The organism is Rhizobium deserti (assembly GCF_004358025.1).
GTDB lineage: Bacteria > Pseudomonadota > Alphaproteobacteria > Rhizobiales > Rhizobiaceae > Neorhizobium > Neorhizobium deserti.
On sequence record NZ_SMTL01000009.1, the window covers coordinates 107,159 to 131,140 of the forward strand.

27 protein-coding genes and 1 pseudogene are annotated in these 23,982 nt (G+C 56.7%); 12 read left to right on the plus strand and 16 right to left on the minus strand.

Features of this window, described 5'->3' with window-relative positions:
• Positions 1 to 274 precede the first annotated feature (274 nt).
• From E2F50_RS22140 to E2F50_RS22150, 3 genes are all read left to right on the plus strand, one after another.
• Positions 275 to 568, plus strand: a complete 294-nt coding sequence (locus E2F50_RS22140; RefSeq protein WP_245515550.1) for a hypothetical protein — start codon at positions 275 to 277, stop codon at positions 566 to 568.
• Positions 569 to 613: 45 nt separating this feature from the next.
• Positions 614 to 868, plus strand: a complete 255-nt coding sequence (locus E2F50_RS22145; RefSeq protein ID WP_133318364.1) for a DUF1488 family protein — start codon at positions 614 to 616, stop codon at positions 866 to 868.
• A gap of 189 nt (positions 869 to 1,057) precedes the next feature.
• Positions 1,058 to 2,005 (plus strand): transglutaminase family protein, encoded by a 948-nt coding sequence (locus tag E2F50_RS22150; RefSeq protein ID WP_133318365.1) that lies wholly within the window; start codon positions 1,058 to 1,060, stop codon positions 2,003 to 2,005.
• Positions 2,006 to 2,201: 196 nt separating this feature from the next.
• Here the strand turns inward: E2F50_RS22150 and E2F50_RS23770 are convergent, their stop codons facing one another.
• From E2F50_RS23770 to E2F50_RS22170, 4 genes are all read right to left on the minus strand, one after another.
• A complete protein-coding gene (locus E2F50_RS23770) occupies positions 2,202 to 2,543 on the minus strand; it encodes a LysR substrate-binding domain-containing protein (protein ID WP_133318389.1) in 342 nt (113 codons plus the stop codon).
• 927 nt (positions 2,544 to 3,470) lie between these two features.
• On the minus strand, positions 3,471 to 4,568 hold the full coding sequence (locus E2F50_RS22160; protein ID WP_210234592.1) for a metallophosphoesterase: 1,098 nt from the start codon (positions 4,566 to 4,568) through the stop codon (positions 3,471 to 3,473).
• A 296-nt stretch (positions 4,569 to 4,864) separates the two neighbouring features.
• A complete protein-coding gene (locus E2F50_RS22165) occupies positions 4,865 to 6,172 on the minus strand; it encodes a serine/threonine protein kinase (protein WP_133318367.1) in 1,308 nt (435 codons plus the stop codon).
• A gap of 23 nt (positions 6,173 to 6,195) precedes the next feature.
• A complete protein-coding gene (locus E2F50_RS22170) occupies positions 6,196 to 7,086 on the minus strand; it encodes a vWA domain-containing protein (protein ID WP_161974316.1) in 891 nt (296 codons plus the stop codon).
• Positions 7,087 to 7,512: 426 nt separating this feature from the next.
• Here E2F50_RS22170 and E2F50_RS22175 point away from each other — a divergent pair, with 426 nt between their 5' ends.
• Positions 7,513 to 7,851 carry an MHYT domain-containing protein gene (locus tag E2F50_RS22175; RefSeq protein ID WP_161974318.1) on the plus strand — a complete coding sequence of 113 codons (339 nt, stop codon included), beginning with the start codon at positions 7,513 to 7,515 and terminating at the stop codon, positions 7,849 to 7,851.
• A 107-nt stretch (positions 7,852 to 7,958) separates the two neighbouring features.
• Positions 7,959 to 8,240 (plus strand): DUF6894 family protein, encoded by a 282-nt coding sequence (locus tag E2F50_RS22180; RefSeq protein ID WP_133318370.1) that lies wholly within the window; start codon positions 7,959 to 7,961, stop codon positions 8,238 to 8,240.
• Between the two features lie 665 nt (positions 8,241 to 8,905).
• Here E2F50_RS22180 and E2F50_RS22185 read toward each other — a convergent pair.
• Complete coding sequence (locus E2F50_RS22185) at positions 8,906 to 9,442, minus strand: DUF1003 domain-containing protein (protein WP_133318371.1); 537 nt, start codon at positions 9,440 to 9,442, stop codon at positions 8,906 to 8,908.
• A gap of 327 nt (positions 9,443 to 9,769) precedes the next feature.
• Here E2F50_RS22185 and E2F50_RS22190 point away from each other — a divergent pair, with 327 nt between their 5' ends.
• Positions 9,770 to 10,633: an NAD(P)/FAD-dependent oxidoreductase gene (locus tag E2F50_RS22190; protein ID WP_245515551.1), complete on the plus strand. Its 864-nt coding sequence runs from the start codon at positions 9,770 to 9,772 to the stop codon at positions 10,631 to 10,633.
• A gap of 129 nt (positions 10,634 to 10,762) precedes the next feature.
• On the opposite strand, the gene E2F50_RS22195 is transcribed toward E2F50_RS22190, so the two are convergent.
• Both E2F50_RS22195 and E2F50_RS22200 read right to left on the minus strand, forming a co-directional pair.
• Positions 10,763 to 11,317, minus strand: coding sequence for a hypothetical protein (locus E2F50_RS22195; protein ID WP_133318373.1), 555 nt, complete (start codon positions 11,315 to 11,317; stop codon positions 10,763 to 10,765).
• 11 nt (positions 11,318 to 11,328) lie between these two features.
• Positions 11,329 to 11,553 (minus strand): helix-turn-helix domain-containing protein, encoded by a 225-nt coding sequence (locus E2F50_RS22200; RefSeq protein WP_245515552.1) that lies wholly within the window; start codon positions 11,551 to 11,553, stop codon positions 11,329 to 11,331.
• 521 nt (positions 11,554 to 12,074) lie between these two features.
• Between E2F50_RS22200 and E2F50_RS22205 the strand changes: the two genes are divergently transcribed.
• The gene (locus E2F50_RS22205) at positions 12,075 to 13,175 is read left to right on the plus strand and encodes a helix-turn-helix transcriptional regulator (RefSeq protein WP_133318374.1); all 1,101 of its coding nucleotides are present in this window, start codon (positions 12,075 to 12,077) and stop codon (positions 13,173 to 13,175) included.
• Between the two features lie 91 nt (positions 13,176 to 13,266).
• Here the strand turns inward: E2F50_RS22205 and E2F50_RS22210 are convergent, their stop codons facing one another.
• The 3 genes from E2F50_RS22210 to E2F50_RS22220 form a co-directional block, all read right to left on the minus strand.
• Positions 13,267 to 13,578: a hypothetical protein gene (locus E2F50_RS22210; RefSeq protein ID WP_133318375.1), complete on the minus strand. Its 312-nt coding sequence runs from the start codon at positions 13,576 to 13,578 to the stop codon at positions 13,267 to 13,269.
• Positions 13,579 to 14,513: 935 nt separating this feature from the next.
• The gene (locus tag E2F50_RS22215) at positions 14,514 to 15,014 is read right to left on the minus strand and encodes a YciE/YciF ferroxidase family protein (protein WP_133318376.1); all 501 of its coding nucleotides are present in this window, start codon (positions 15,012 to 15,014) and stop codon (positions 14,514 to 14,516) included.
• 27 nt (positions 15,015 to 15,041) lie between these two features.
• The gene (locus E2F50_RS22220; protein WP_133318377.1) at positions 15,042 to 15,944 is read right to left on the minus strand and encodes a PhnA-like protein; all 903 of its coding nucleotides are present in this window, start codon (positions 15,942 to 15,944) and stop codon (positions 15,042 to 15,044) included.
• 328 nt (positions 15,945 to 16,272) lie between these two features.
• On the opposite strand from E2F50_RS22220, the pseudogene lov reads away from it, so the two are divergent.
• Positions 16,273 to 17,255: pseudogene (lov, locus tag E2F50_RS22225) on the plus strand (blue-light-activated histidine kinase).
• Positions 17,256 to 17,265: 10 nt separating this feature from the next.
• Here the strand turns inward: lov and E2F50_RS22230 are convergent.
• Positions 17,266 to 17,556: a hypothetical protein gene (locus E2F50_RS22230; protein ID WP_133318378.1), complete on the minus strand. Its 291-nt coding sequence runs from the start codon at positions 17,554 to 17,556 to the stop codon at positions 17,266 to 17,268.
• Positions 17,557 to 17,809: 253 nt separating this feature from the next.
• Here E2F50_RS22230 and E2F50_RS22235 point away from each other — a divergent pair, with 253 nt between their 5' ends.
• On the plus strand, positions 17,810 to 18,646 hold the full coding sequence (locus E2F50_RS22235; RefSeq protein ID WP_133318379.1) for a bestrophin-like domain: 837 nt from the start codon (positions 17,810 to 17,812) through the stop codon (positions 18,644 to 18,646).
• Between the two features lie 739 nt (positions 18,647 to 19,385).
• Complete coding sequence (locus tag E2F50_RS23290; protein ID WP_202615501.1) at positions 19,386 to 19,583, plus strand: hypothetical protein; 198 nt, start codon at positions 19,386 to 19,388, stop codon at positions 19,581 to 19,583.
• A gap of 330 nt (positions 19,584 to 19,913) precedes the next feature.
• Here the strand turns inward: E2F50_RS23290 and E2F50_RS22245 are convergent, their stop codons facing one another.
• Together E2F50_RS22245 and E2F50_RS22250 are read right to left on the minus strand one after the other, a co-directional pair.
• Positions 19,914 to 20,504, minus strand: coding sequence for a hypothetical protein (locus tag E2F50_RS22245; protein WP_133318380.1), 591 nt, complete (start codon positions 20,502 to 20,504; stop codon positions 19,914 to 19,916).
• A gap of 167 nt (positions 20,505 to 20,671) precedes the next feature.
• Entirely contained in the window at positions 20,672 to 21,124 is a 453-nt protein-coding gene (locus tag E2F50_RS22250; protein ID WP_133318381.1) for a response regulator, read from the minus strand.
• 182 nt (positions 21,125 to 21,306) lie between these two features.
• Here E2F50_RS22250 and E2F50_RS22255 point away from each other — a divergent pair, with 182 nt between their 5' ends.
• A complete protein-coding gene (locus E2F50_RS22255; protein WP_133318382.1) occupies positions 21,307 to 22,047 on the plus strand; it encodes a Crp/Fnr family transcriptional regulator in 741 nt (246 codons plus the stop codon).
• A 12-nt stretch (positions 22,048 to 22,059) separates the two neighbouring features.
• On the opposite strand, the gene E2F50_RS22260 is transcribed toward E2F50_RS22255, so the two are convergent.
• The 3 genes from E2F50_RS22260 to E2F50_RS23055 all read right to left on the minus strand — a co-directional run bounded on the left by E2F50_RS22260 (position 22,060) and on the right by E2F50_RS23055 (position 22,950).
• Positions 22,060 to 22,290, minus strand: coding sequence for a DUF6894 family protein (locus E2F50_RS22260; RefSeq protein ID WP_133318383.1), 231 nt, complete (start codon positions 22,288 to 22,290; stop codon positions 22,060 to 22,062).
• A gap of 134 nt (positions 22,291 to 22,424) precedes the next feature.
• Entirely contained in the window at positions 22,425 to 22,679 is a 255-nt protein-coding gene (locus E2F50_RS23050; RefSeq protein ID WP_161974320.1) for a sigma factor, read from the minus strand.
• A 1-nt stretch (position 22,680) separates the two neighbouring features.
• Entirely contained in the window at positions 22,681 to 22,950 is a 270-nt protein-coding gene (locus E2F50_RS23055; RefSeq protein WP_161974322.1) for a hypothetical protein, read from the minus strand.
• A gap of 425 nt (positions 22,951 to 23,375) precedes the next feature.
• Between E2F50_RS23055 and E2F50_RS22270 the strand changes: the two genes are divergently transcribed.
• The gene (locus E2F50_RS22270) at positions 23,376 to 23,762 is read left to right on the plus strand and encodes a PAS domain-containing protein (RefSeq protein ID WP_133318385.1); all 387 of its coding nucleotides are present in this window, start codon (positions 23,376 to 23,378) and stop codon (positions 23,760 to 23,762) included.
• Positions 23,763 to 23,982 lie beyond the last annotated feature (220 nt).

Below are 23,982 nucleotides of genomic sequence, written 5' to 3' on the forward strand. Positions count from 1 at the left end.
ATGCAGAAGGCCCTGAGCTCACATGGTCCGGGACTTAATTAATCAGCACCCGGTGCCGCCGACGACGCGTTGCAGCCCTACCTGAGAAGCTTCCTTGTAAGTTGGGTAATCAGCGCCATATCTAGCATACGTTGCAGCCTTTCGGCTATCTGATCCTCCCGGCACAGCCGGTTGCTTGGCTGACCCTAATCTTTTGCAAACGTTAAATACTCTGCTGCCACGGGTGGAGATGTCAGCAGGCATGTCTGGGTTATATCAGTTTAAGGAATTCGACGTGATCAGAAGTACAATAGCCGCCCAGTCCCGCCAGATGTCTCCCTTCAACTATACCGACGCAGCAGGCTTCTATCCGGCCTGGAACCGGCAAAGAGCGAGCGGCCAGCGTTTCCGGCGGTTCGAGACCGCTGCCGAAGCGCTGCGTTTCGCCATTGAGGAGCTTCCAGCCGCACTTCTTCGCGGTTCGGTCATGGAGGTGGATGAAGCGCGCTTCGACGGCGCACAGATGCAGACGCTCTACGAGGCAGATGAGTACCCGCTGACGCGCTCCAACCTCCGTCGGAAACGGTGACGGGCGGTATTCCAGATTAAAAGCAAAGCTGACTAAGGAACTAAGATGGCACTAGCTTTCCCAAACGCGAGCAGGAGCTTCGATGACGCCAGGAACCTGATCCGCTTTACTGGCTATGACGGCATGTTCGAGGTCCGGTTTTTTGTCGATGCCGCCGCCCTTTCGACCGCCAGGCTGTCAGAACAAGATTACCTGCGTGCCTTCGATGCTGCCCGCCTCAAAATCCAGCAGATAGCATCGAAGCTTTACAACCCGAAACACGGCATGACCTACACGCTCAGAGCTGCCGATTTGCGCTAGCTACTTTGGCTGGTGGACCGAGGCTGCTTGAGAACGTCGCAGCGGCGTTCTAGTGCCGCTGCCTTTGGATGTGCTTGCACGCATTGGCTGGTAATTAGCCGCTTTGAGCCGCTGGTGCCGACGTGCGGCGAAGTGCAACGGAGCAAGAACTCGAATCGAGCGGGTGAGATTTCGCTATAAGGACTTAACATGCCATTGCTGACGGTTCGCCATCGGACGACATACGCCTACCGTGAGAAGGTTATGCTTGCGCCTCACCGGCTGATGCTTCGACCGAGAGAGGGGAGGGAGCTTAAACTTCTGACCCACGATCTTTCAACCGCTCCGAATGCCGAGATCATCTGGTCTACGGATGTCCTTGGGAACGCCGTTGCCACTGCTAGCTTTGAGAGGCTGAGCAACTGCCTCACGATCGAGAGCGTGGCGGAGGTTGAGGTCACGGCTCCATCCTGGCCTATCTACAACATTACCACCGGCAGCGCGGGTTACCCCTTTCGCTACTCCGCGGAGGAATGGACAGACCTTGGCGCCCTTACGGCGCCGGCCCACGTTGACCGAGCTGGACGTCTCCATGCTTGGGCGCAAAGCTTTGTAGCGGGCCCATCGACAGACACGCTTTCTCTTCTCCAGGATCTAAACGCTGGCGTGTTCAGCGGGATCTCCTATCAGAGCCGTGAGGATGAGGGCACACAGGCGCCTCTGGAAACTTTGGACCGGACCTGGGGATCATGCCGAGACCTTGCCGTTCTCTTCATAGAGGCAGCACGCTGTCTCGGCTTCGGCGCACGCCTTGTTTCCGGCTACATGTGGAACGGCGAAAGAAGCGTTGGCTCAACCGATCGGGGCTCGACCCATGCGTGGGCAGAAGTTTACCTCCCAGGCGCAGGCTGGGTCCCCTTCGATCCGACCAACTGCAAGATGGGCGGGCAAAACCTGATACCGGTGGCGACAGGCCGCAATATCGGTCAGATCATGCCTGTAATGGGAAGCTTTGTAGGAGCCTCAGACGCCTTTTTCTCAATGCAGGTGGATGTAGAAGTTACATCCGGGAGCGCCCTAGGCGGAAGGAATTTAGAGCCCACTTCCAGTATCTGCTCGGCTCGGACAGGAGAGCCGTTTGTCGGTTTACGCTCTTGATCGCGTAGGGAGCGCCTTCGCCTTATTCTAGGAGTTTCCCATAATCGAAGGTGATCAGGATGCTTTGGCCTGAGGCGTCGTAGATGGCTCCGCTTTCCAAGCCTTGATCGTGCAACTCCTCGACACGGTTGCGGAACTCGGGTGTCTTCAACTGCTGCCCGCCGGATGCCCGCCGATTGTACCGACGACGCATGCGCTATCTGAGGAATTGCGAGGCTATCAGGCGTCGTAGCCACATGCATCCTGGATCGAGATGGGTGCGCCTGTGCCAGAATTGTCGGAAAACCACCGTCTTGGTGAGAAATGGCAGCGGATATTCTACCAGTTGACCCTGGGCGGCGAACGCCCGCACGAGCGGTTGCGGCAAGGCTGCAATCAGGTCAGTTTCAACCAGGATGAACGGCGCCCCCATGTAATGTGGGACGCGCAGAACGATATTGCGCCTTGCAGCACGGGAACCAAGTCCGCCCTTAATCAGCTTCTCGCTGACCGCCGGGCTTTCGATGGCCAGGTGGTTGGCGTTGAGCTCGGCGCGTATCGCCCTGTGTTATCGCATCAACAATCCGCTGGCGAAGGTCCGAAGAATAGGCGCGAGACATGGCAAGTCCTCCTGCCATATTGATCATGAAATCGAGGCCAGAGGAACCGCCGGATTCGCAAAAGTCGCCCGACTCTCTAGCAGAGATTTTCGCTGACCTCCCGTTTGGTTGACACCCCTTCTTCTCCGCCCGGGGCCCGGCATAGGAGGCCGTTGGCGGGGGCTGCTGTTCACAACTCGCCGCTAGGTCCAGCCGAGGCAGGGAAGAAGTGCGGGAGGCTTCCCCCGCTGTTACGCAGTCGCCCAAGCGCCTAACTCAGTGGCACGATCAGCTCTAGAAATAATAGCTTTCTAGGATCTGTAACAGGGATCCACCAATCAGTGAGAGCATCAGCGGTAGGATCATGAACAGGACAAGCCCGAGCAGCAGAAAGCGTACGAGGCACCCGCCTGGTGCAACTCTAACTGATGGTCCGTCTGGAGTGGTATAACCTCCTCGAGGTCGGCGTCCAGCCCGCGCGACTGCTTCAAGTAGCTCCCGCATTTTTGCGGCGCGAACGTCACGCAGGGATGGGCTTGAACGGCTCTCCTCGGTTTTCGGGTCAAAAGGTCGTTTGGGTCCTCTGCTGCTCCAGGGCCCTGGCATCGGTTTTGGTCGAGACAGTGGAGGATCGGCCGGTCTTGCTGGCTCAGGCGGAGCGACCTTCCTTGGCGGCCGAGCGGCAGGCGGAAAAGGAACCGGTCGTTCCGTTGGTCGCTCCAAATCACCGAAGTTGGCGCCGCATTGAGAACAGGTTGGAGCTTCCAGCCATTGCCCGGGCTTATGGTTCGTGCAGTAGTATCGCACCTTAGCCTCGTGGCAAGCCTCGCATTCACCAGGAGTGGCCGTTGAGGTGCCGCAGTTCGGGCAACGCAGGATTACACCAGTCATATATGAGGATCCTGGGACATTTCGGTATCGGAGCTTTCGAGAGCAGTGTCTGGGTAGAACCCACGGATCATTTCCGCAGGAATGTGAAGTCGGTGCACGCGAGGGAGGGCACCTTCAACATACTGCGCAATTGCAGGGGCCCGCTCGTAAGGGCCGAAGCTTTCACGCCTCAATCGTCGTGAGAGCGCTACGATCGTCAGCACTGGATGAATTCGGTAAGCGGGATAGGCCTCATATCGTTCTTCGACATGATCGTGACCGCGTACCATGCGGGTGACGGGTCGTCCCATGCTCGCGCTTACGGCACAAAAAGCTGCGAAGTCCTCATAACCGAATTGACTCCCGCGGGAGAAACGATTTGGCAATTTCCTTCGCGCTTTCGGATGCGCCCTCGTCCACACAAAGTCAGACAGGCACATTTTGTCGTTCCAGTCTCCAGTCTCCACGAGCTTCGGATGCAGGTCCGCCAGCGGGAAGCCTCCGTGTACTGCGAGCAGCCCGTCGGGAAAGAACAGGGCACGCGGGGAGCGCGCAAACAGCCGTACTACGAGTTTACCTGCGCGTTCGATCCATTCGTGGGTCAGATTGGCGTTTAGGAAATCAGCAAAATCGGAGGGATTTACGCTTGAGGTAAACCGCACCCCATCATAGGCGATTGCCTCGTCGTGGTTGCCGGCAATCAAGCAAACACGATCCGGAGCCTCGACGATCAACTCGAATACGCGAAGAAGCACTTCAAGCCCGAAGCCTTCATCATCGAAGAGATCCCCGAGGAATAAGATACTCGGCAGTCTAGTATCGTGCTGCAGATGCGGCTCGCGGATTACCGCTAGAGCAGCTTCAAGCGCAAGAAGATCGCCATGCAGGTCGCCGATGATCCACAAAGGTTCTTCGGGATCAAACCCCGAAATTTGGATGACCTTGTCTTCAGGATCAGCTCGATCTTTGTCAAACAACATGCCGGGCCCGTCTGCCTGATCAAGTAAAGCTTCCATCCGCTCCACGGTTGCCCGAATGTTGGATCGGATTAGAGCCGGATCTGCCGCGTCAGCGACAGACTGCCAGTTCAGATCTGCCACATCGACAATTTCCAAGGGAGGATGTTCCGCAGTGTCGTCCTGAGGCGCAGTCGGAGGGACGCTATCGGCTTCAGGCAGATGCTCTTCTGTGGTAGAAGGCAGGTCAGGTTCAACTTCCAATTTACCTTCAGCGCCTGAATCCGGAGGACTCAAAGCTGGGGCATCCAGGGCCAGGGGATCTGAAGACGGAGAGGGTTCCGTCGTGGCATTGTCGCCCGTTGCTGTATCTGGACCTGACGAGCATAGCTCGGCCTTTTCCTTTTCCTCGCCACTGGGATCGGGGCCAGGCGCCTCAGGTCTACTTGGCTGGCTCATCGCAGTGCACGCGCTGTAAGGGGCAGTTTGGCGATGCCTTTGGCCTGACGTCCGACGGCAACGCGATCTCCTTGCCGCAGAACATGAGGAGTGGTCAACGCCGCGCCGTTGACCAGCGTTTCATTGGGTGTACCGGCCACCGGAGACAATACCCATTGCCGTCCGGAATTGCGTTCGAGGACACACTGGCGATTGTCCCAGAACTCGCTGTCCGGCCCGAACTGCCGAATGAGCGGCTTGCCGATTTCCGTTCTTACGCCAATCTGCAGCGAACCTCCTTCAGGACCCACGAGTTCGATCCTGTCCGAGATGATCAACTCAGCATCACGCCGAGCAGCGCTACCGCTGGTTGTTACAGCAGCAGGCCCTTCTACTGCGGATGTTCTGGCGCCGCGACCACTCAGAGAAGCCCGAAGTTCAGCTGCGGTCGGCCTTGCAGTCGGGGAGGGCGAGAGGCACCGGTGCAGGAGGGTGCTGATCTCAAAATTGCTTGCCGGAGAGGGCATTAAGCCCACCAGAGCCGGCGGTTTGGCAGCGTAGCTTTGCACGAGCCTCGCATACTCCGCCTGGTCCTCCGTCCAATAAGGATGATAGCCCGCAAGAAGTTCGTAGAGCATCAAACCGCAGGTAAAGACATCGGAAGCAAGCCCCGGCACAGCCCCGCGCGTCATGTGCTCGGGCGAGCGGTAGTTGTCGGTGCCGATATATCCCTGATGCCCGTGCCAAGGCGCGCGGCGGTCAGCAAGGAGTGAGAAATCCATGTCGATCAGCTTGAGCTGGTAGCCTGCTGCGATGGAAGGATCCTGGATCAAGTAGGCGTTTGCCGGCTTCAGATCTGCATGCACGATCTTGGCTTCGTGCAGTGCCGCCATCCCGGTCATAAAGACCTTGGCCCAGGTCACGTGGCGAGCCCAGACGACGGGGTTGCTGGTTGCCGGCAACTCCGTGCGGCGATGCTCCTCCCGTTCCTCGTCAAGCATTTGCTGCAAGTCAGCCCCGTTCTCGACGAACTCAAATGCCTGGAAATAGCATGGACCGCCCCAAATCTCTTCGAAAGCATCCACCTGCCGCACTGCAAACTGAGCCGCCCGCCCGTCTTTGACGCGAGCACCCAATTCATTTTGATAGGCAACAAACGCTTCGTACCACACTACCGTCGGAGCGGGAGACTTGTACTGTTTGAGAAAAATCTTTTCGCCAGCTGATGTCTCTGCTCCGTACGAAATCGCCATCATGCCTGGCCCGAAAACCTTCGTGACGCGATAGTGCCGGATCTGATCTCCGACTTTCAGCTTCTTAGCCATGCTTACGCTCTAATGTGAAGCTTCTAGAGGGCGACTGTTGCTGCCGAACGTGACACGCTAGCTGCTAGTTGCTTCAAAGTATTGCGGAAGTTAACAGGATCCGACGTGAATTTCTGAAGCGCCTCCTGAGCGTTCAAGCCCTCATATTCAACGACTTCCCATTCGGACTTGTCGATCTGGCTCAATCGGTCATAGCCCTCGAAGTTCGGAGCAAAGAGGCTCAGGATTATACGGTTAGCCATGACCACGTTTGCGACGTCCTGAAGGGAGCCGCCCTTTGCTTCTGGGATGCTCATGGTTTCCTTGAAGGATGCGTCGGTGAAGACGATCACAACACGAGCTGCGTCGCTCCTGTAGCGCCACTTCGTTGGCTCCTCCACCTGCGATCCCTTTGGCGCTGCCTCCATCGAGGCAACCTTGTAGAGGGCATCAAGAAGCGATTCTGGCTCGTCACCGCCACCGTTCGCCTGCAGCGTACCCAGCTGCGCCTTCAATGCGGCCGCGTCGCGTACAAAGTCGTTGTCGACGAGCCAGGGCAGCCCAGCCGCCTGGTCGGCCTCCAGATCACGATAGCCTACGACCTTACCCCGCCAATCACGAACCGGCGCGGCGTTGTTTGCATCTCCATGGCTGAGGGAGTCGATAAAGGCTTCAATGTTTCGACGTAGCGCGTCGATACAGGGAGCCATGCTGCCGCTGATGTCGATGAGGAAGACGATATCAGCAACGCCCTTTGTCTTAGGACGCTCCTGCACATTCGGCGAGGCAATCACCGGAGCTGGAGCACCTTCTAGTTCAGCGGCATCGGCTGGAATTTCTGAAGCAGGTGGGACCGAGGATTCTTCAGAAGTCACTGAAGGCACATTTCCAAGGGAGGGCGAGGTCGGCTGGTCTTTATGTTCCAAGTCACTCATATCAATCCGCTGTCTGTTAGGATCCATCCAGGCGCTAGGTTACCAGCACCGCAACCGACAACACCTCCACCAGCGCAAAGTTCCGAGCGGCCCCTGAAGCGACCTCACTATAATCGGGGTGCAAGGGCAAACACTAGGTCGGCGCTTCCAAGTTCGAAAATGCATTACGAAACGAGAGAAATGCGAGCGCATAAGGGTGAACGTGAGGCGGAAAACTAAAGCTGATCCTCAGTCGCGATAGGAAACTCATTCTCGATCTTAAAGATGCATGGCACAAGAAGATCCCGCGAGCGGCCTGTATCGATACGGGCACCTGTCGACGGTTATCTGCTTGGTAGCCAGCGTTTCCGAAATGGTTAAGACTTTAGCGACTTCACTAACCAGAGAGTCAGCCTTCGCATGAGATGGTGCCGGCCGGAGGTCCGAATGATCCGGCTGATGTCTTGTATCACCGAGCAGCACAACTGGCTGCTTTTGCTTGTTGCAGTCTTTGTATGCGTCGCGGGCAATCTGGCCGGTGGTGTCTTCATGCTGTCGCGCGCGCGCCAATGCGTGAAGGCGCATCGAAACCTCTGGCTTGCCGTCGCCGGTGCCCTGCTCGGAGGAACGATCTGGGCAACGCATTTCGTTCCCATGCTCTCATACAATGTTCCTGTATCATATCAGGTGCTGGAAACCGGGCTGTCCATAGTCGTGGCGGTCGCGGTCTCTTGTCTCGCCACTTTTACCTTCCTCAAGGGCTCTTCGCTGTATTCCAACGCGTAATAACAAAGTCAGCCTTAGTTCCGTTTAGTCGAGCCGTCCGTACGATTTTGACCGAAACTATGCAGACAGACCTGGGTTCTGCTTGCTTCGCTTTGGAGATCCGGACGATGCAGAGATATCATTTTCACCTCAATTTCCTAAGCAGCTACGTCACGGATGACGACGGTACAGAGCTGCCGGATCTGGAAGCGGCAAAGACAGAGGCACGCCAGGTTATTCGCGACCTGGCGGCCGAGCACCTTAAAGGCCGGAGGGAGTTCACCCTCCACAGCATCCGGATTTGTGCCGAGAACGGCGATTTGCTGGCCGCAGTCCCCACATCAGAAGCCCTGAGCGAAGTAATCCCGCCGCACATCTACAAGCCTTCACCACCCGACAGCCACGTATAGTCGCTTCACGGGCGCGGCTCAGTCTCGGGCTACGGCGTCTACGGAAAACTCTGGGCTCCCGACAACATGCTCATGAGCTGCCGTTCGTCGCGGATCCCGACCCGGTAGAGATCGACCAGGGTGGCGGCCGCTGTTGCGGCAGCCTGGCTGTGTTGGTTGATCCCCCTCTTCTGGCACACGAGGTCGAAGACCCTCTGTAGAAACGCCAGCTCAGTCGGAGAAAGGGTGGCCGCTTTGGGTGTATGTTTCTGAAGCATGTGACAACGGGCGGGTTGATAAGCGTTTCAGTCCGTCTGAACAAAGGCGGTGGTTGGCCGAAACCTACTATGAGCGAAAATGATCCCGATTTTCACTCGAGGCGCAAAGCGCCTTGAAGCGCCTCCTGAAAAGGCTTCAAAATGTCGGCTTCCAGCGCCTGGCTAACGGAAACCTGCACGGTCATCGCTGCACGCGGCCTGGTGCAGCTTCGCCAGTGGCCTGATCCTGAGCCTGACGTCCCATTCATCAACCGGGCTGTCGAGGGCACCTATTGGACAACAGTGTTTATCGAAGCAGGTATCCAAAGTGCGGTCGCTTTCGTCCGCGAAAGGCTTTTGAAGCAGCGCGCTCTGCGGTACGTGTTGAGATGGCGTGTAGTCTCGCCCTTTCCCGCTGACGCACATAGGTTATTCCTCAGTCTTGGCCTCGATGCGGTCCAGTACCGCTTCAGGCGCAACGTCCTTCTTAAGCTCCTTGAGGTCCTCGCTTGCCTCTATAGATACTTCGAGTTTAGCCGCGATTGCTTCGACCATTGTTATCAAGCGTGTTGTTTCATGCTCAGTCAGCAGGCTGACCTGAAGGTCGAGGTCAGCTCGAAGATCATCTTCCGCTGCCATCCGGTTCTGGTTTATCAGCACAAAGGTCGAGAGGAATATCGCCTCTACCGATGCCTCCATCGCGAGAATAACAAGGGATGGGTCCCACGGGGCGACCCCAGGGATCCATCCGAGGTTTGCCACTATCCAGAAAGCGTAAAGCGCCAGATGGATATAAACGAACACCATCGAGCCTGCGAATTTACTGATTGCGGCCGCAGCGCGTTCCTGAGCCGATGCGGTTCGTTGACTCTCCCGGCGCCGGTTCATGATGGCGTCGATATTGCGCGCCAGGGTCGGCGTTAAGCCATCCGCGGGGGAAGTGGTTATAGGCTTGCTCTTTGTCATGTTTTCTCGGTTCAAATCTTAAAAAGAGGAATAGTGAGCTGAGGTGGATATTCTGGAATACTCTAGTGACATCTGGTTCTGATTTTCAGGACTCCGTTGCCTGACCTTGAGATAAGCGAAAAGGTGCTCACATTACGGGAGCGCCAGTCGCCGCTGATGCTTGAGTTAAGAGAGAGATTACCCTGCACCGGAACCATCAGCTGGCCGGCATTGTTCCGGAGAGCGCGTGTGGACTGCGCAAAGGACACGCGGCTTGAGCGATAAGGGTAGATTGAGGTGGATCTAGAACGTCGAGACTGCGTCATCATCGGAGGTGGGCCTGCCGGATTGACTGCTGCAATTTATCTTGCGCGGTTCCATCTGTCGGTATCGGTATACGACGACGGAACCAGCAGGGCTGCTAGCATACCGATCTCACACAATCACGCCGGCTTTCCGGGCGGGATCAGCGGAGTTGAACTCCTTGCCAGGATGCGTGATCAAGCCCTCATATACGGCGCCGATATCTGTGACACGAAAGTAACGGCATTGGGTGGGGTGGAGGGAGAATTCGTTATATATTCTGGCACGGAGACGATGTCGGCGCGAACAGTGCTGCTGGCTACAGGCGTCGTCAACCGCAGCCCATCGATGCCAAGAGAAAAACACGATGAGGCACTTCGACGGGGCCTCATCCGCTACTGCCCTGTCTGCGATGGGTTCGAGGTCACCGACAAACGTGTCGGCGTTATTGGCCAAGATACAAAAGCGTTCAAGGAAGCCCTCTTCCTCAGAAGCTACAGCAAAGACATCTCCATTCTGTCCCCTTCAAGTGAGCATGAGCTCAAGCGTAGCGAACAGGCCCAGCTGCAGGAGTTAGGCATTTCCATCGTGTGCGGTCCCTTTGAGATTGATCTTGCAGAAGACGAGATACAGGTCCGAACGGGCCTGGGCACCCATGCATTCGATTCTGTTTATCCCGCACTTGGATCAGATGTTCGATCAGAACTCGCGTCGGGGGTGGGCGCAATGCTGTCTCAGGAGGGCTGCATTTTTGTGGACAGTCACCAGCGTACCGATGTGCCTGGACTATATGCTGCCGGCGACGTTGTTATTGGTCTTGATCAGATCAGCCACGCCATGGGTCAAGCCGGGGTCGCGGCGACAACGATCAGGAACGATCTAAGCAGCATCGCCTGTTTGGTGCGTTGAGGGCTCTTCCGCTCTTCGTGCAGCACCAATGGCCCGCCGTAGTCGTTCAGTTCTCTGAAAGGTGAAGAAGATCGCGATTGTCGAGATCTTAAACAGCGGCCTACGGTTACAAAGAATGGCTGAGGCAGGTTAAATAGAAACCTCGAATTTGCGAGAGGCAGGACCGACAAACATTCTATTTCGACACCATTTTCGAGACACCTGGCCGAACGTTCTTGCGGTGTTTTGCAGTGGCAAGGGTGATGCCCAGGCTAGACCGACGAAGATGACGTCAGTTACAGAGGTAACGCTGCGCCCGTCTAGAAGACGGCTTCGGCTTTCGATGCCAATACGAACTACCTCCGGGTCCTGCTCTTCAGAGGAGGCGAGTTCGCTCAGGACGTCGGTGCTGATCGTTCGATCTCCGAGGTAAATGCGCACATCCTCGTTCGATGCGAACCCCAGGAGGTCGAAGAATGCGATCCTCGGGCTGACGCTCCGAGACGTTCTAGTCGTCAGGTCGTACTCGTGGGCAATACTGTAGCCTTCATTGCTCTTGATGATCCCGTAGAAGTGCAGCCACCTGTCCCTGTGGGTAAGATATTCGGCTTTCCATATCACCTGCTCATGCTCGTCCGGGTTGACCCCAAGCGCGATTAACTCCTCAACAGCTTCGATGAATCCGTCGCGACACGTGTTCTCCACGTCGGGTTCCGTCAGTGTCGCTGCCGGCCGGCACAGTCGAGCAGGTTCCGAAAGCGCTCTGGCTGGCGGGGATTCTCCGCACCCTCTTCGATCTGGCGTAATTCAGCCTCCGTCAGGCCCGTCACGATAGCCAATTGCTCATGGCTGTAGCCTTTCGCCAGCCTCGCGCGGCGTAGGTTCTCGCCGAATGAAAGTGGGCGCGACGTTTGGCTTTGCATTCTTGAGGATGTGTCCATGACCGTCTCCAACTATTGGCTTGTCAGAACGGTAAATGTTGGGAGCGAGTTCCTTGGCCACCGCGTGAGTGGGACGGGCGTCCGGTGTCGGACAGTGGTCGAGAGTACCGCCCAACTGATGGAAAGCCCAAGAGTCTTCCGAAAACTCGAGGGAAAGTGGGTCTCAGGTCACGGACCTGGTGCGCACGGCAAACCAGATCGACACAGCCAATGATTTCGAGAGGCAGCGCCTTCTCGATAACGCCTTGCTTATTCTTGTCGAGCTTCAGGCTATGTCAGCGGCCATCACCATCGGTTGGGCCTCTGATACTCAAGTAAAGTGCGTAGCGACAATCAAGGTGAGACGTCTCATCCTAATCGCCGTGCTATAAGTGAAGGCAGCCCTTCTTGATGCCGCAGGGGTTCGGATACTGAAGTGCCCGCCCGCCGATGGGCGTTCCGACATTAGAAGCGCTGTATCTGTACAAAATTTCCCTGCTCATTTAACTATATTTTAATTTTACAACTACCGGAGCCTTCTCTTGGACACAGGATCTCTTGTAGACGCAGTATACGAGGCAGCCTTCCTCTCCGATCGTTGGGCCGATGTTCTTGATCGCCTTGCCAAGGATGTCGGCGCGGAGGGGACGATATTAGCGAATATCAGCGATCCAACAGCTCCATGGATTGCTAGTGATGGCGTCGCCCAACTCTACGAGTGTTTTTTCCAAGGCGGCTGGGCCTATAACAATGCAAAAACAATGGCTCTACTCGACAACGCACATCCAGGATTTATCAGCGATGCTCTCTATCTTGGTGAAGATTGGATGGCTCAGCAGGCGGTTTATCGTGACTTCTATTGGAAACACGGCTTTGGCTACGCGGCAGGGACGACAATCAGGATTCCGAGTGGCGACGTCATTGGCATTTCGATTGAAAAGAAGCGAGAGCTTGGCCCCGTAGTTCAGCAAGATCTCGATCGCCTCGACATCCTCAGGCCTCATCTCGCAAGAGCAGCTCTCCTCGGCAGTCAGCTTCAGTTCGCGCGCATCGAAGCAGCGCTACAGGCCCTTCAACTCGCGAGCCTACCTGCAGCAATGGTTCGAAACAACGGTACCATGATTGAATGCAACAGCCTGTTCCATGCCTTCACGGGCCACATCGTGTTTCAGCCGAGCGATGGGCTACGTTTCAAGAGCCGCGCAGCTGACACTGCATACCGAAGTTTTCTCGAGGCATGGCGTAATAGGGGAGGATCCATTAGTGGCGCCTCATGGCCGATAAAAGGAAGTTCTGACGCAGCGCCGGCGGTGGCGCATCTGGTGCCGATCAAAGGCGCTGCTCGCGACATCTTCTTGAGGACGGCGTTTTTCTTGATTATCACTCCAGTACACCGCTCGAATCTACCATCAGTAGAGATCATTCAGGGTCTATTCGATCTAACGCCAACGGAAGCGAAAATCGGCAGAAAGCTTGCTGGCGGTGAAACGATCGACAGCACGGCTCGTTCTTTCGGCATCAGCGTCGAGACCGTTCGATCCCATGTTAAGGCTATTCTTTCCAAGAGCGGGATGTCTCGGCAGACAGACTTCGTCGCTGCAGTGGCCACTATTATGCCGATCGGAGAACGAATGGATGACTGATCACTGAGGCTAAAGCAAACGTCGTCGCGCAGGAGGGCGGCAACGTTTGCTGCTCCTAAACTCGCTTGGTCCGGCGGCTTCTAGACACCGATTAGCTGCCGTAGGGATATCTTTGTCCCTTTTCATTTATAAGCGTGTATTTTCTACCATCGGTAACGATGCGGTCGCAGCGTTTGAAGCCAGTGGTGAAGGTCACGCAAATACGTCCGGCGGAGATCGTATACTTCCCCTTGTCGCCGCCCGAATAGGTGTAGCTTCCATCCTTGCCATAGGTCATACGGCCGTTGACCGTTTTCCCCACTGCAATCTTTTCAATTTCTGCTTTTGTAGCGGCGCGCTCAGCAGCAGATGCGGTGCTTGCGGTTGCCAATAGAATACTCACGAAAAGAGCTGTCTGCTTCATATCAAACCCCATGATCCGCCGATGATCCGGCGCGGAGATTGCACCACAGAGAAGGTGGGTCGTCTTCACCCGTTCGGGTGAACACCGATTGGATCTTGCGAGCAGAGACCATCGGAAGACAGCTGATGCGACTTGGTGGATCTGCCTTGAGGAAGTTAGATTTAGGCATTCAGCATGTTGATTCCTCGACGTTGATAAGGATCGAGAAAAGGACGTCCACGATCATAGTCCCCTGTTTGGGTGATGCCAACACTAGATAACCGCATTAATTTCCGCTTGAGAGGCCACCTGTCAGCCTCGAATTTGCTCAAGTCATCAAGCCCCTCGCATACCCCGGCGAGGGGCTTTTTTGTGATGTGGGCCATTCGACCTCACAGCGAGCATCTATTCCGGGAACTATATCCTTTTTCAGGCGCATAAATTTTCTGAGCAACCTGTCACCGGTTCGTGTCCCTTCAAGGCGCCCCATTCCTGACGCTTCCAGCGCGATGTTGAGCTGACGGACGAGGTCCTCGAGCGCGTTGTTCGTCCAAGTTCGCTTATTCGGCAGGAACGATGGCACGGATAGCTTAGCAAAAACTACAACGCTATCACATTGCGCGACGGTGCGTTCCGCGCTCTATGGAACCCGGAAGGGCAGGATCACGCCAAATGACAGGAGCGTCAGGCTGCTAAAGCTGATCTGGAAACCAACGACTGAAGCTTCGAAAGCACGAATCCTGCCCGGTATAGCGGCCACTTGTGATCCATCGTATTCCAGGCTTTGGAGCCACGTCCGCCGCTCGCCAACGTACGTGACAGCCGGGGTATCACACACACCTTCCTGAGTCTGAACCCCATCAAGAGACATCAGCATTTTAACAGTCTTGGTAGATCGTCAATGATTATCAAAGTCGTTGACATGGCTTCAGCCTTAGATGAAGCCAGGCGTGACCTCAGGCAGACTTCGCTGCCTTTTGATTGGCCGATGCCCGTGCGAGTTCAGTCAGCTTCTGATCCGTCGCCTCTTCCTCAGCGAGATTCTGCTGGAGAAGCTCGACTGCTTCGTCCATGCCGAGCTGCCCCGCCCACTCGATCAGCGTGCCATAGCGCGCGATCTCGTAATGTTCCACAGCCTGGGCGGAGGAGATGAGCCCCGCGTCGAGAGCGACCGATCCCTTGTACTCATCCATGATCTCTTCGCCTTCGGCGATGATCCCCTGGATGGCCTCGCAGGTCTTGCCGCGGGCCGGCTTGCCAAGCAGTTCGAACACCTGCTCGATGCGCTCGATCTGGCCCTGCGTCTCGTCCCGGTGCTGAAGGAAACTTGCCTTGCCTTCCTCCGATTGTGCTGCTCGCGCCATCTTGGGCAGGGTCTTCAGGATCTGCTTTTCGGCGTAGTAGATGTCCTTGAGGGTGTCAAGAAACAGGTTGTCGAGGGTCTTTTCCGCTGCCATGAGATACTCCTTTACAACGACTGATGATTAACGTGCGGCGCGAAGTTCGTCTTCGCGACTGACATGCGTGGTGCCGACTGCACCGCCGACCCACGCGGCGATGGCGCCGACTGCCAGCGCGATGAAGGCCATGATAGCGCCGGCTGCGACCGCGGTAGCAGCGGTTTCGGCTGCTTCAGCCGCCTGCTTCTTGGCCGCGTCGACAGATTGACGATACTGGGTCTCATACTGCTGCACCTGCTGCTTTGCCTGATCGACGGGAATGTTCTGGGCCTTGGCCAGAGCCTCGGCGGCGCGGTTGCGCGCATCCTCGATCTGCGCCTGATCGCCGGTTAGCATCGCCTTTACCGAATTCGTAGCGGCATCGCGAAGAGCAGCAAGATCATTGCCGCCGCTTGCATCCCTGATCTTCTGCTCGATCCCTGCCATAGGATCTGTAGCGGTCGCAAGCGCGGGCGCGGCAGTCGTCGCTGCGGTAGAAACCGTGGATCCAAGGCCAGAAACGATGCCTCCAAGACCGCTGAATACGCCGCCGACAAGGGCGCCGACGGACGTCGTCAGGAGGTAGACGATGACGAGGGTGGTAACGGCCCAGGACGTCAGACCGTGAAGCGAGCCCGCAGAGCGAAGAGGACGGCCCGACAGCCGGCTGGCTACGTAGCCGCCGGCGAAGGAAGCGATGATGCCGCTCAAGACAAACCAGATGGCCGTGCCGATCGACAGCGTGTTTACCGTCGGATTGTCGTTGGAAGCGGGATCGAGCACGGAGGCGCCGATGCCAACGCCGAGCAGGTTGAGGAGGACGTGGAGCGTAAGCGCTATCGCGACCCCTGCAAACACGGCTCCCCATGAGACCCTGTTGTAGGCTTCGTGGATGTACGGGTTCTGATCGCGTGTCGACAGGTGTGCGACGGTAACGGGCTCTTTCATGTGCTCTCCCTGGTGACTGATGCTGAACTGCTGCATGAACCACGCGCTCGCCGTATAGTTCCAAGCGAGCGTTGGAGCAGATCCCCAGTTGAAAGCGACGCTTGCAGCGCACCGTCTTCATCATCATTGATGAGTCCCCTGCGAGAAGTAGATCCAATATGAGCTTGATCCAACGCATGGCTATATGCGGCGCCAACCAGGATGCAACACCTGAAACCAATGCGCACCTCCGACGTTTTGATGTCATACGTCGAAGAGGTTCCGAGTGCCTGAAGCAGAAAAGTCCGACATCCATGGCGACCTCCCGGCCGCAGCCTCCCGACAAGGAATGGCCGACCACAAGGAACTGGCTACCTTCGCATTCCAGCGAACCCGAATGCCCATCGTCATTTCGGACGCCCGCCAGCCCGACTACCCCATTGTTCTGGCCAATGACTCGTTTCTCGAACTGACCGGCTACTCCGCGGATGAGCTGGTTGGCAGGAACTGCCGGCTTCTGCAGGGAGAAGACACATCGAGGACGGCCGTGGCCGAAATCCGCGCGCTGATCGCGCAGGAACGACAGGGGACAGTAGACATCCTGAACTACAGGAAGGATGGCACCGCCTTCTGGAACCAGCTCCACCTCAGTCCGATCCGGGACGATGACGGGCGGCTCGCCTACTACTTCGCGTCCCAGGTCGACGTGACGGAATACAGGAAGATCCAGACGCTCGAGGAGGCCGAACATCGTCTGCTGCTCGAAGTCGACCATCGGACGAAGAACGTGCTGGCGATCGTCGACAGCATCGTGCGCCTGAGCCGGTCCGAAAACGCCTCTGCTTATGCCGCCTCGGTTCAGCAGCGCGTCCAGGCTTTGTCGCGCAGCCACATGCTGCTTGCGGAGAACGGATGGCAGCAGGTATCGCTTGACGACATCGTCCGCCACCAGGTCCGCGTGTTCGGCAGCGACGGCGTGCAGATCGACGGGCCGTCATGGTTCCCGCACCGTCGGTCCAGCCTATCGGACTTGCCATACACGAACTTGCCGCCAATGCCGCGGTTCACGGTTCCCTATCGAGAAGGGGAGGCAGCCTTCACATCGGCTGGTGGGTCCAGGGCGACGGTGTCGTTCTCGAGTGGCGGGAACGCGGGGCAGGAGAGGCGCCGACGCACCCAGGCAAGGGGTTCGGCAACATTCTTCTCCGTGCCGTGCTTGAGCAGCAGCTTGGAGGCAAGGTCACTCGCGAATGGCGGGACGAGGGACTACGCTTAATTGTGGAGCTGCCGTTCTTCGACCGCGTCGGCCGCGGCCTCAGATCCAACCCGTGAAGGTCTTCATCTACGGCTCCATCAGCCTAAGGACGACCGCCTTGGCCCGCTCAAGGCACACCAGCGGGCGTTTGACCACCGTTGACCGCGGCTGCATCTCCCCGAGATCCAGAACGCGGTTGCTGCCCGGCGGCGTGACGACCCCGAAGTGCCCGCCGGGACTGAAGATCGCCACTCGGTAACCGGAGATGTTATAAGGCGGTAGCAAGCTCGAGCAGGAGGCGGCATGCGGCCGCATGTTTGACCTGTCGAAGACACTGCCGAGGTCCGCCTCGCGCTGTTCGACTTCGCCTTCAACCACGCACCGATCGGGGTCGCGGTCACTGCGAAATATGCCTCTCGCCCTGATCGTCGCGGCGACGAGGTGTAAAGCCGCTCTTGGGATAAGTTCACTTCAGCCGCCCGGTCTCACCCGTAGAACAGGATGGGAGAAGCATCCGAGATGATCACGTTCTTGACGAGCAGGGTCCATCTGATGGGTCTATCACTTTCTCAGGCCCACGCGGCCGCACCCACTCGGTTGCGCATGTCCAACGCATGCGCGATTGTGGCGCATGGACTCAGCAGCCGACCTTCTTTCATCGATCGCCGCGGGCGTCGGATTCGTTGTCGCCACCGTCTGCCTGGTGCTGGCGAGCTACCTTGTCGCGCGCGCTCTTCTTCATCCAGGCAACGAAGGTGACCGCACGCTTGAGGTTGCCGGCAATGTCGCGGTAAGGGTGGCGACGCTGCACAGCCTCATCCTCGGCCTTGTCTACGCGCAGGAGCTGGACGACTACAAGGGGGTTAGATCGACCCTGCTCGACGAGGCCGTCGCCATATCGGACGTTTTCAACGACGCCCGCCGCTACGGAGGCGAGGTCGTGGTTCCGGTTCAACAAGGACTAGCCCGGTACGTGGCGACGGTGGTGAATGAGGAATGGGATAGTCTTGCTCGACACGAGGGGCTGTCCCCAAAGGCTTGGCAGGCGTGGGAGCATGTGTACGGCACGCTGTTGGACCTTGCCCCCGCCACCGAGCGCGAACGATATCTGAGCGGGCGGATGAAGGACAGAGTGACCGCGATCGCCCGGTTTAGACAAGTTCGAGAAGCACCGACTGTGAGCCGCTTTTCCGGTCTGTTCTGGGCGCCTGCAATCATAGGACTGATCATCGTATCGGCCGCCTTCTATGTGTATCGCCCGTCCCGGACACACCTCGTCCTTCTCGGCCTGTTCGGGGCCTACTCCGGCGTCATCCTGTTTTTCATCTTCGCGTTCGGAAACCCCTATGCGAATCCGGGAAAGCTGGAGCCGCGGCCCTTCCAGCAACTTCTGGACGGCGATGTGGGACGGTCCATCGAGACGACGACGTCCATGCGATCGACCGTTCTGCCCCTCGAGGCAATATAGTGCGGGGGTTGGAACGGATCGGTGCAGGGCGCACCCGAGCCTCTTTCGGGTACGGCTGCGACCCGGACCGGGCCGCCTAGACAACCGCGTGATCCGGCTCCCTTACCTTTTGGGTTGGCGGAGACCTTTGCGAGCTGCGTGAGGTTCGATGAATGGCAGGAGACTAGCTGGAATTGGGAGCGGGGTAGCCGGATAGTCTCTTCTGCGCTATGTTGCTCCACCGCCAATCGCCCTGGATGATCACGCTGGCGCGAAACTCGAAGAGCGACAGATGATCAAGTCTCTTCCCAGATATCGTACCGTGAAGGACCCTGATGGCACCTGGAGCGTGGTTGACGTAGACACGGCGCTTCCCTGCAGCATTTCTGGGGTTTCTTTGGTTCGGCTGCAACAGATATTTGCACGCGCTTTAGCTCAAAGCCTGAACAATGACTACGAGACGGATAGCACAATTCACTGACTGGTGTGGGGGGTGGAGGCGCGCGCTATTGGCTCTAGGTGGCATCGCCTGCTGATCGGTATTGCTTTCATTCGGGAACAGTAGCGGGCTCCGCCCGCCCAGTGGATGCGAGGTTTAGCTGTTTTGATAGATCGACTGCGCGTGCCTCGTTGAGCCCGCTGACCATTCGATGATCTGGCTCCACTTCCACGATTTCCCTGTCTGCTATGGACCAGGACTGGTCATCCTCCTGATGCAGAAAGTATCGACTGGGTGTTTGCCGGCTCAAAGTTCATCCTCATGCTCGTTGAGTTTCCGTATTTCTCTAACCAGAGCGCCAGGCTCTTTGTTCCCTGTACTGTCAACGCCACTGATGTCTTCCGCGCCTATACGGATCTGCCCGATCCGGTCTATGGGCCGGACGAGGTCTTGATTTCCGTCGAGGCGATCTCGATTGAAGGCGGCGATCTGATCAATCGTCGGCGACCTCCCAGCTAACCCATTAGATCGCGGGGGTACGCCGCGGCCGGCACAGGAGCTGGTCCGGGTTGCCTGACATTCCATTTTTCTCGTCTAGGGTGATTAGATGGCGCTCAAAAGTTTGGACCGATCAGCGACATACCGCATGCGGTGACCGCTTCAAGATGTGCCAGAACGACGGGCTTGAAACGGCGGTCGCAACCGTTGCGCGCCTTCTCCCACGAAAAGAAGAACAGGAATGGCACAGTCACCGCGCCGGCGGCGTGTCCAAACTTGCGCGGTTGTTCTGGCCAATCTGGCAGACGTAAGATATCGGACTCGGCGAAACCGAGGTCTAAACTGGGGCGGCTAAAACTGGAAGCCTGTCCTAATGGGTACGCCTGTAGTGGGCATGAGGTTCGCGCAGATGAAACGGCGGTCGCGACACCACCTGAGTGAAATCACCGTAGTGTCCGCTTTGAGGTGCCGTCGGCAAAGGTCGCCTTGATCGCTTTGCTCGAAACCTACATATGCGACATCGGTCATGGACATCACTCGACGGCCGCACAACATGGTTTCCCTTGTCTGGATGGAAATTCGCACAATCTCCGCGCTTTCTGCGCCGGTGAGGTCGATTTCATCAAGGATATCTATTGCTGTCGACTTGTTGCCACCATAGCCCACCACCCTAGCGTTCTTATCGAACTCCATCAGTGTGCTGACGAAGGTCGCTGGATCGACGTTGCGCGCGCCTCGACTGTGGACATCGTACTCATGTCCGATACTACATGCACGTCCCCCGCGGATGATGCCATAATAGTGGAACCAGTGAGTGTCGCGGGTCAGGTACTCAGCCTTCCAGACGACCTGTTCGTAAATGGCCGAATCGCTGAGGGCTTCCGCTAGCTGACGGACAGTATCAAAATACTCTTCTTGAAAGTTTTTGGTCCGTTCCGGCATCCCGTCCTCCGTCTCCGCGCGCTTCTACCTTGAAGGACGCTCTAGCTCAGCGCTACCAGCACACGATGATTGGACCGCGGGAGCCTGCACGGCCGCCTCGACACTGACTGAGCTCACTGCTGCAAACTTCTTACGAGGCCGCACGTCCACATAGTCTTCCTGATACGTTAAGCCTGTTGACTGGCCCTAGGAACGTCCTGTTCCCTCTGATCTGGATTGTGATCCGCGGTGTCGGCTGCTTCTGGGCCAGATTGGTAGAGAGCGTATCTAAGGGCAGCGATCACTTCGTCGGGACAGCTCGGCTTCGATATCCATCGCGTTCGCGAGAAGACCGGATCGTGGACGTCTGCTTCATAGGTGTGGGTTGAATGAACCACAAAGGGAATCCCGCATTGCTCAAGGGCACGAGCCACCTTTGCAGACTCCCCATCGCGCAACATAATATCAAGAAGTGCGACGTCCGCGCGGTGCGCCTTCAGCCACTCTATTGCCGCGGCACCGGAGGAAAAGCTCCCCGCGATATCATAGCCTGTAAGTTGAAGATAGTTTTCGACATCAAGTACGATGAGCTCCTCGTTTTCGAGGATAAGAACAGACGCGAGTTCCAGCTTCTTGGTCATCGGACTTCCATCGCCTGAGTTGAACGCGCGGCTGATAATAATTGTCGAAACGCTCTGGCGGGTTTACATAGTTTATATTCAATCGGATTTTCTGATGCTCTGGCTGACTTAGATGTCTGCCAGGACCGGCTTGAGCAGAATGCATTCGCTTATTTATGAGGCGAGCCCAGGAAAGGCTGAACGTGCCGAACGCATTTCTGCGAAAGCTAGACAGTTTTGAGCCTCTGCACCCCGACGACCGAGATTGGCTGAAGTCGATCTCCAGCCGGACGAGGGAGGTGGATGCCGATATTGATCTCATTAGCGAGGGCGACAATCCTGAAAATGTGCTGTTAATACTCGCTGGCTTTGCCATGCGCTACAAGGTGACCTCAGACGGTCGTCGGCACATCTTCGCCTATCTGATCCCTGGTGATTTCTGCGACCTGCACGTCGCCCTTCTCAAGAAGATGGACCACAGTATCGCGACGCTCAGTCCGTGCCGCGTAGCCTACCTGTCGCCAGGCACCATACTGGAGCTGACGGAGCGCAGACCCTCGCTTGCCCGTGCGCTTTGGATGTGCTCGCTGGTCGACGAAGCGACCTTGCGAGAATGGCTCGTCAACCTCGGTCAACGGTCGGCGCCACACCGCATCTCCCACCTGTTCTGTGAACTGCACGAAAGGATGAAAGCGGTCGGCTTGACCGACGACGGCTCCTTCGAGCTTCCACTGACCCAGGCGGAACTCAGTGATACGATGGGGCTGTCGATCGTGCATGCTAATCGAAGCCTAAAGGAACTGCGCGAAGCTGGCTTGGTGAGCCTGAAGAACGAGCGGATCGTCATCCCGAATGTGAGACGTCTAGCCGAATACTCCGATTTCGATCCATCCTACCTGCATCTTCGCTGGCCTGCACTTGCTCACGGAAGCCGCCAAAGATAAAAGGCACGACGATTAAAGCCCGTGTCTGTCGATCGAGATATTGACGCCGAAGATGATCGTACCGTCCTCGTCCGCTACGATCATCTGCCAGGCCTGGCCTTTCCAGGCATGCTTGCCGTTACTGAGCATCTGGCCGGACGCGCGGATCGCTTCCCTGCGGACGTCATCTATATTGCTCAGCTCAACGCCTATGTCGTCTAAAATGGCTTGGCCATTCATGATATGAAAGAAATACCGCGCCATGTCGCGTTGCTCCTGATCCTGGCGGGAGCGCACCGTCTCTCTGTCAAAGGCTGGCCGGAAAGGTGCCGCTGATCATTTGTGTAGATACGGGATCTTTCCGCGACGCCAGCACATAAGTTAACCTGTGCGGTCTTCTAATCTACTGACGGCTCGGCACCTTTATTGGTTCCGGCCCAGAAGGAATTGCGCATGATCGTGAACATCCAGGCCCACATTGGGGTGCCTGGCTTCAGTTCCTCTATCGTTGCAAGACCGCGGGTAAGGGTTTCCTGGACAAGGTTGTCCATTTCGTCACGATCACGCACAAAACGCGTCGCAAAAGAGCGGAGCTCAGGGATGATCCGAACCATCTCAGCCTGATCATCAATGTCTTTGCTGGTGGTTCTCATGCTATACTCTATCTCCACTGTCCTTGGCGGTTGCCACGTCGACACTCGGTCGACATGAAGGTCGCAAGGCGGCGACCTGTCCCGTCGCGGCGGAAAGCGCCTTCTCCTCGACAAGCCCCATCCGGTAGAAGTGCAATACAATTCTCGCGACCTCGTTCGGGTCGAGATCTGCGCATTCCGTCCGAGCCATTGCGCCTTGCTGGGCCAGTGCCAAGGTAGATAGGTCATCCGGGAAAAGGATGTGCGGAAAGAAATCACGACGAGTCTGCATGTGCGCTCCTCCTGGTCGTCCATGCGACCGTTCCCACGGTATGCTTGTGGGAGGTCAGCTCAATCACATATGTTAACGAGTAAAGAAGTCCTCCTCTTCATCAACTTCTAACTCGCAGAACTCCGTCGACAGAGACTGGTATAAACTAAAAGTTGACCTCGCTTGGAGCTTCTGCTATCAGTGGTTTATCGATCCTTTGCTTGCTGAACTTTGGTTACCGCGCGATTAGCACCGCGCCTGACGAACTTCCCTTTCAAATTCAATCGCTGCCACCATCCGTAAGGCTTCGGTCATGCGGTCGCTCAACATTGCTTTGAAAGGGTTCATCATGACCACGGGCACAGTAAAATGGTTTAACTGCTCCGCCTCAAGCTAGTTATATGGATAAGATGATAATGTGAACCGACGCGCTATGGATCCAGAGAATGAATATGCAATTTGATCAAGTGGTACGCATTTTCAGCCCTGAGGAAGAACCCGAGGAAGCGGGGATATACAGCTGGTGCCTTTCGTCAGACCGGCTATACGCTGACACAGCGGTTGCGGGTCTGTTTGGTCTTCAATCAGAAAGAACAACACGAGGCTTGCCCATCAGTGATTACCTCGCAAGATTACATCCTGCAGACCGTGCAGGAGCGGCAAAGCTTATCTCGGATGCGGTCAAGACTGGCTTGCCGTATCGGGCCGAATACCGAGTTCTGGATGCCTTGGGACATTACCGCCAAGTCATTGCCCTTGGTCGCTGTTTCCGAGATGATGCTGGTGACCCAACCCACTATTCTGGCATCATCTATCCTGTAGATCTACTTTGAACGCTGAGCCGTTGAGGATCAATTAGCTACAGCAGGCAGATGCCCATATATCCCAGAGGAGCCGTTCCATAAGAAGTCTTATGTGATACGTTATTGTAGCCGCAAAGTTAAAATGTCCTGTTTCTGCAAAGTTAGAGTGTCACACTCCCCGCGTTAGGCAACGCGGAGACGAGCAGATGGGATTGATAGCGATGAGCGAGCGTGATCTGCAGCGGATCGA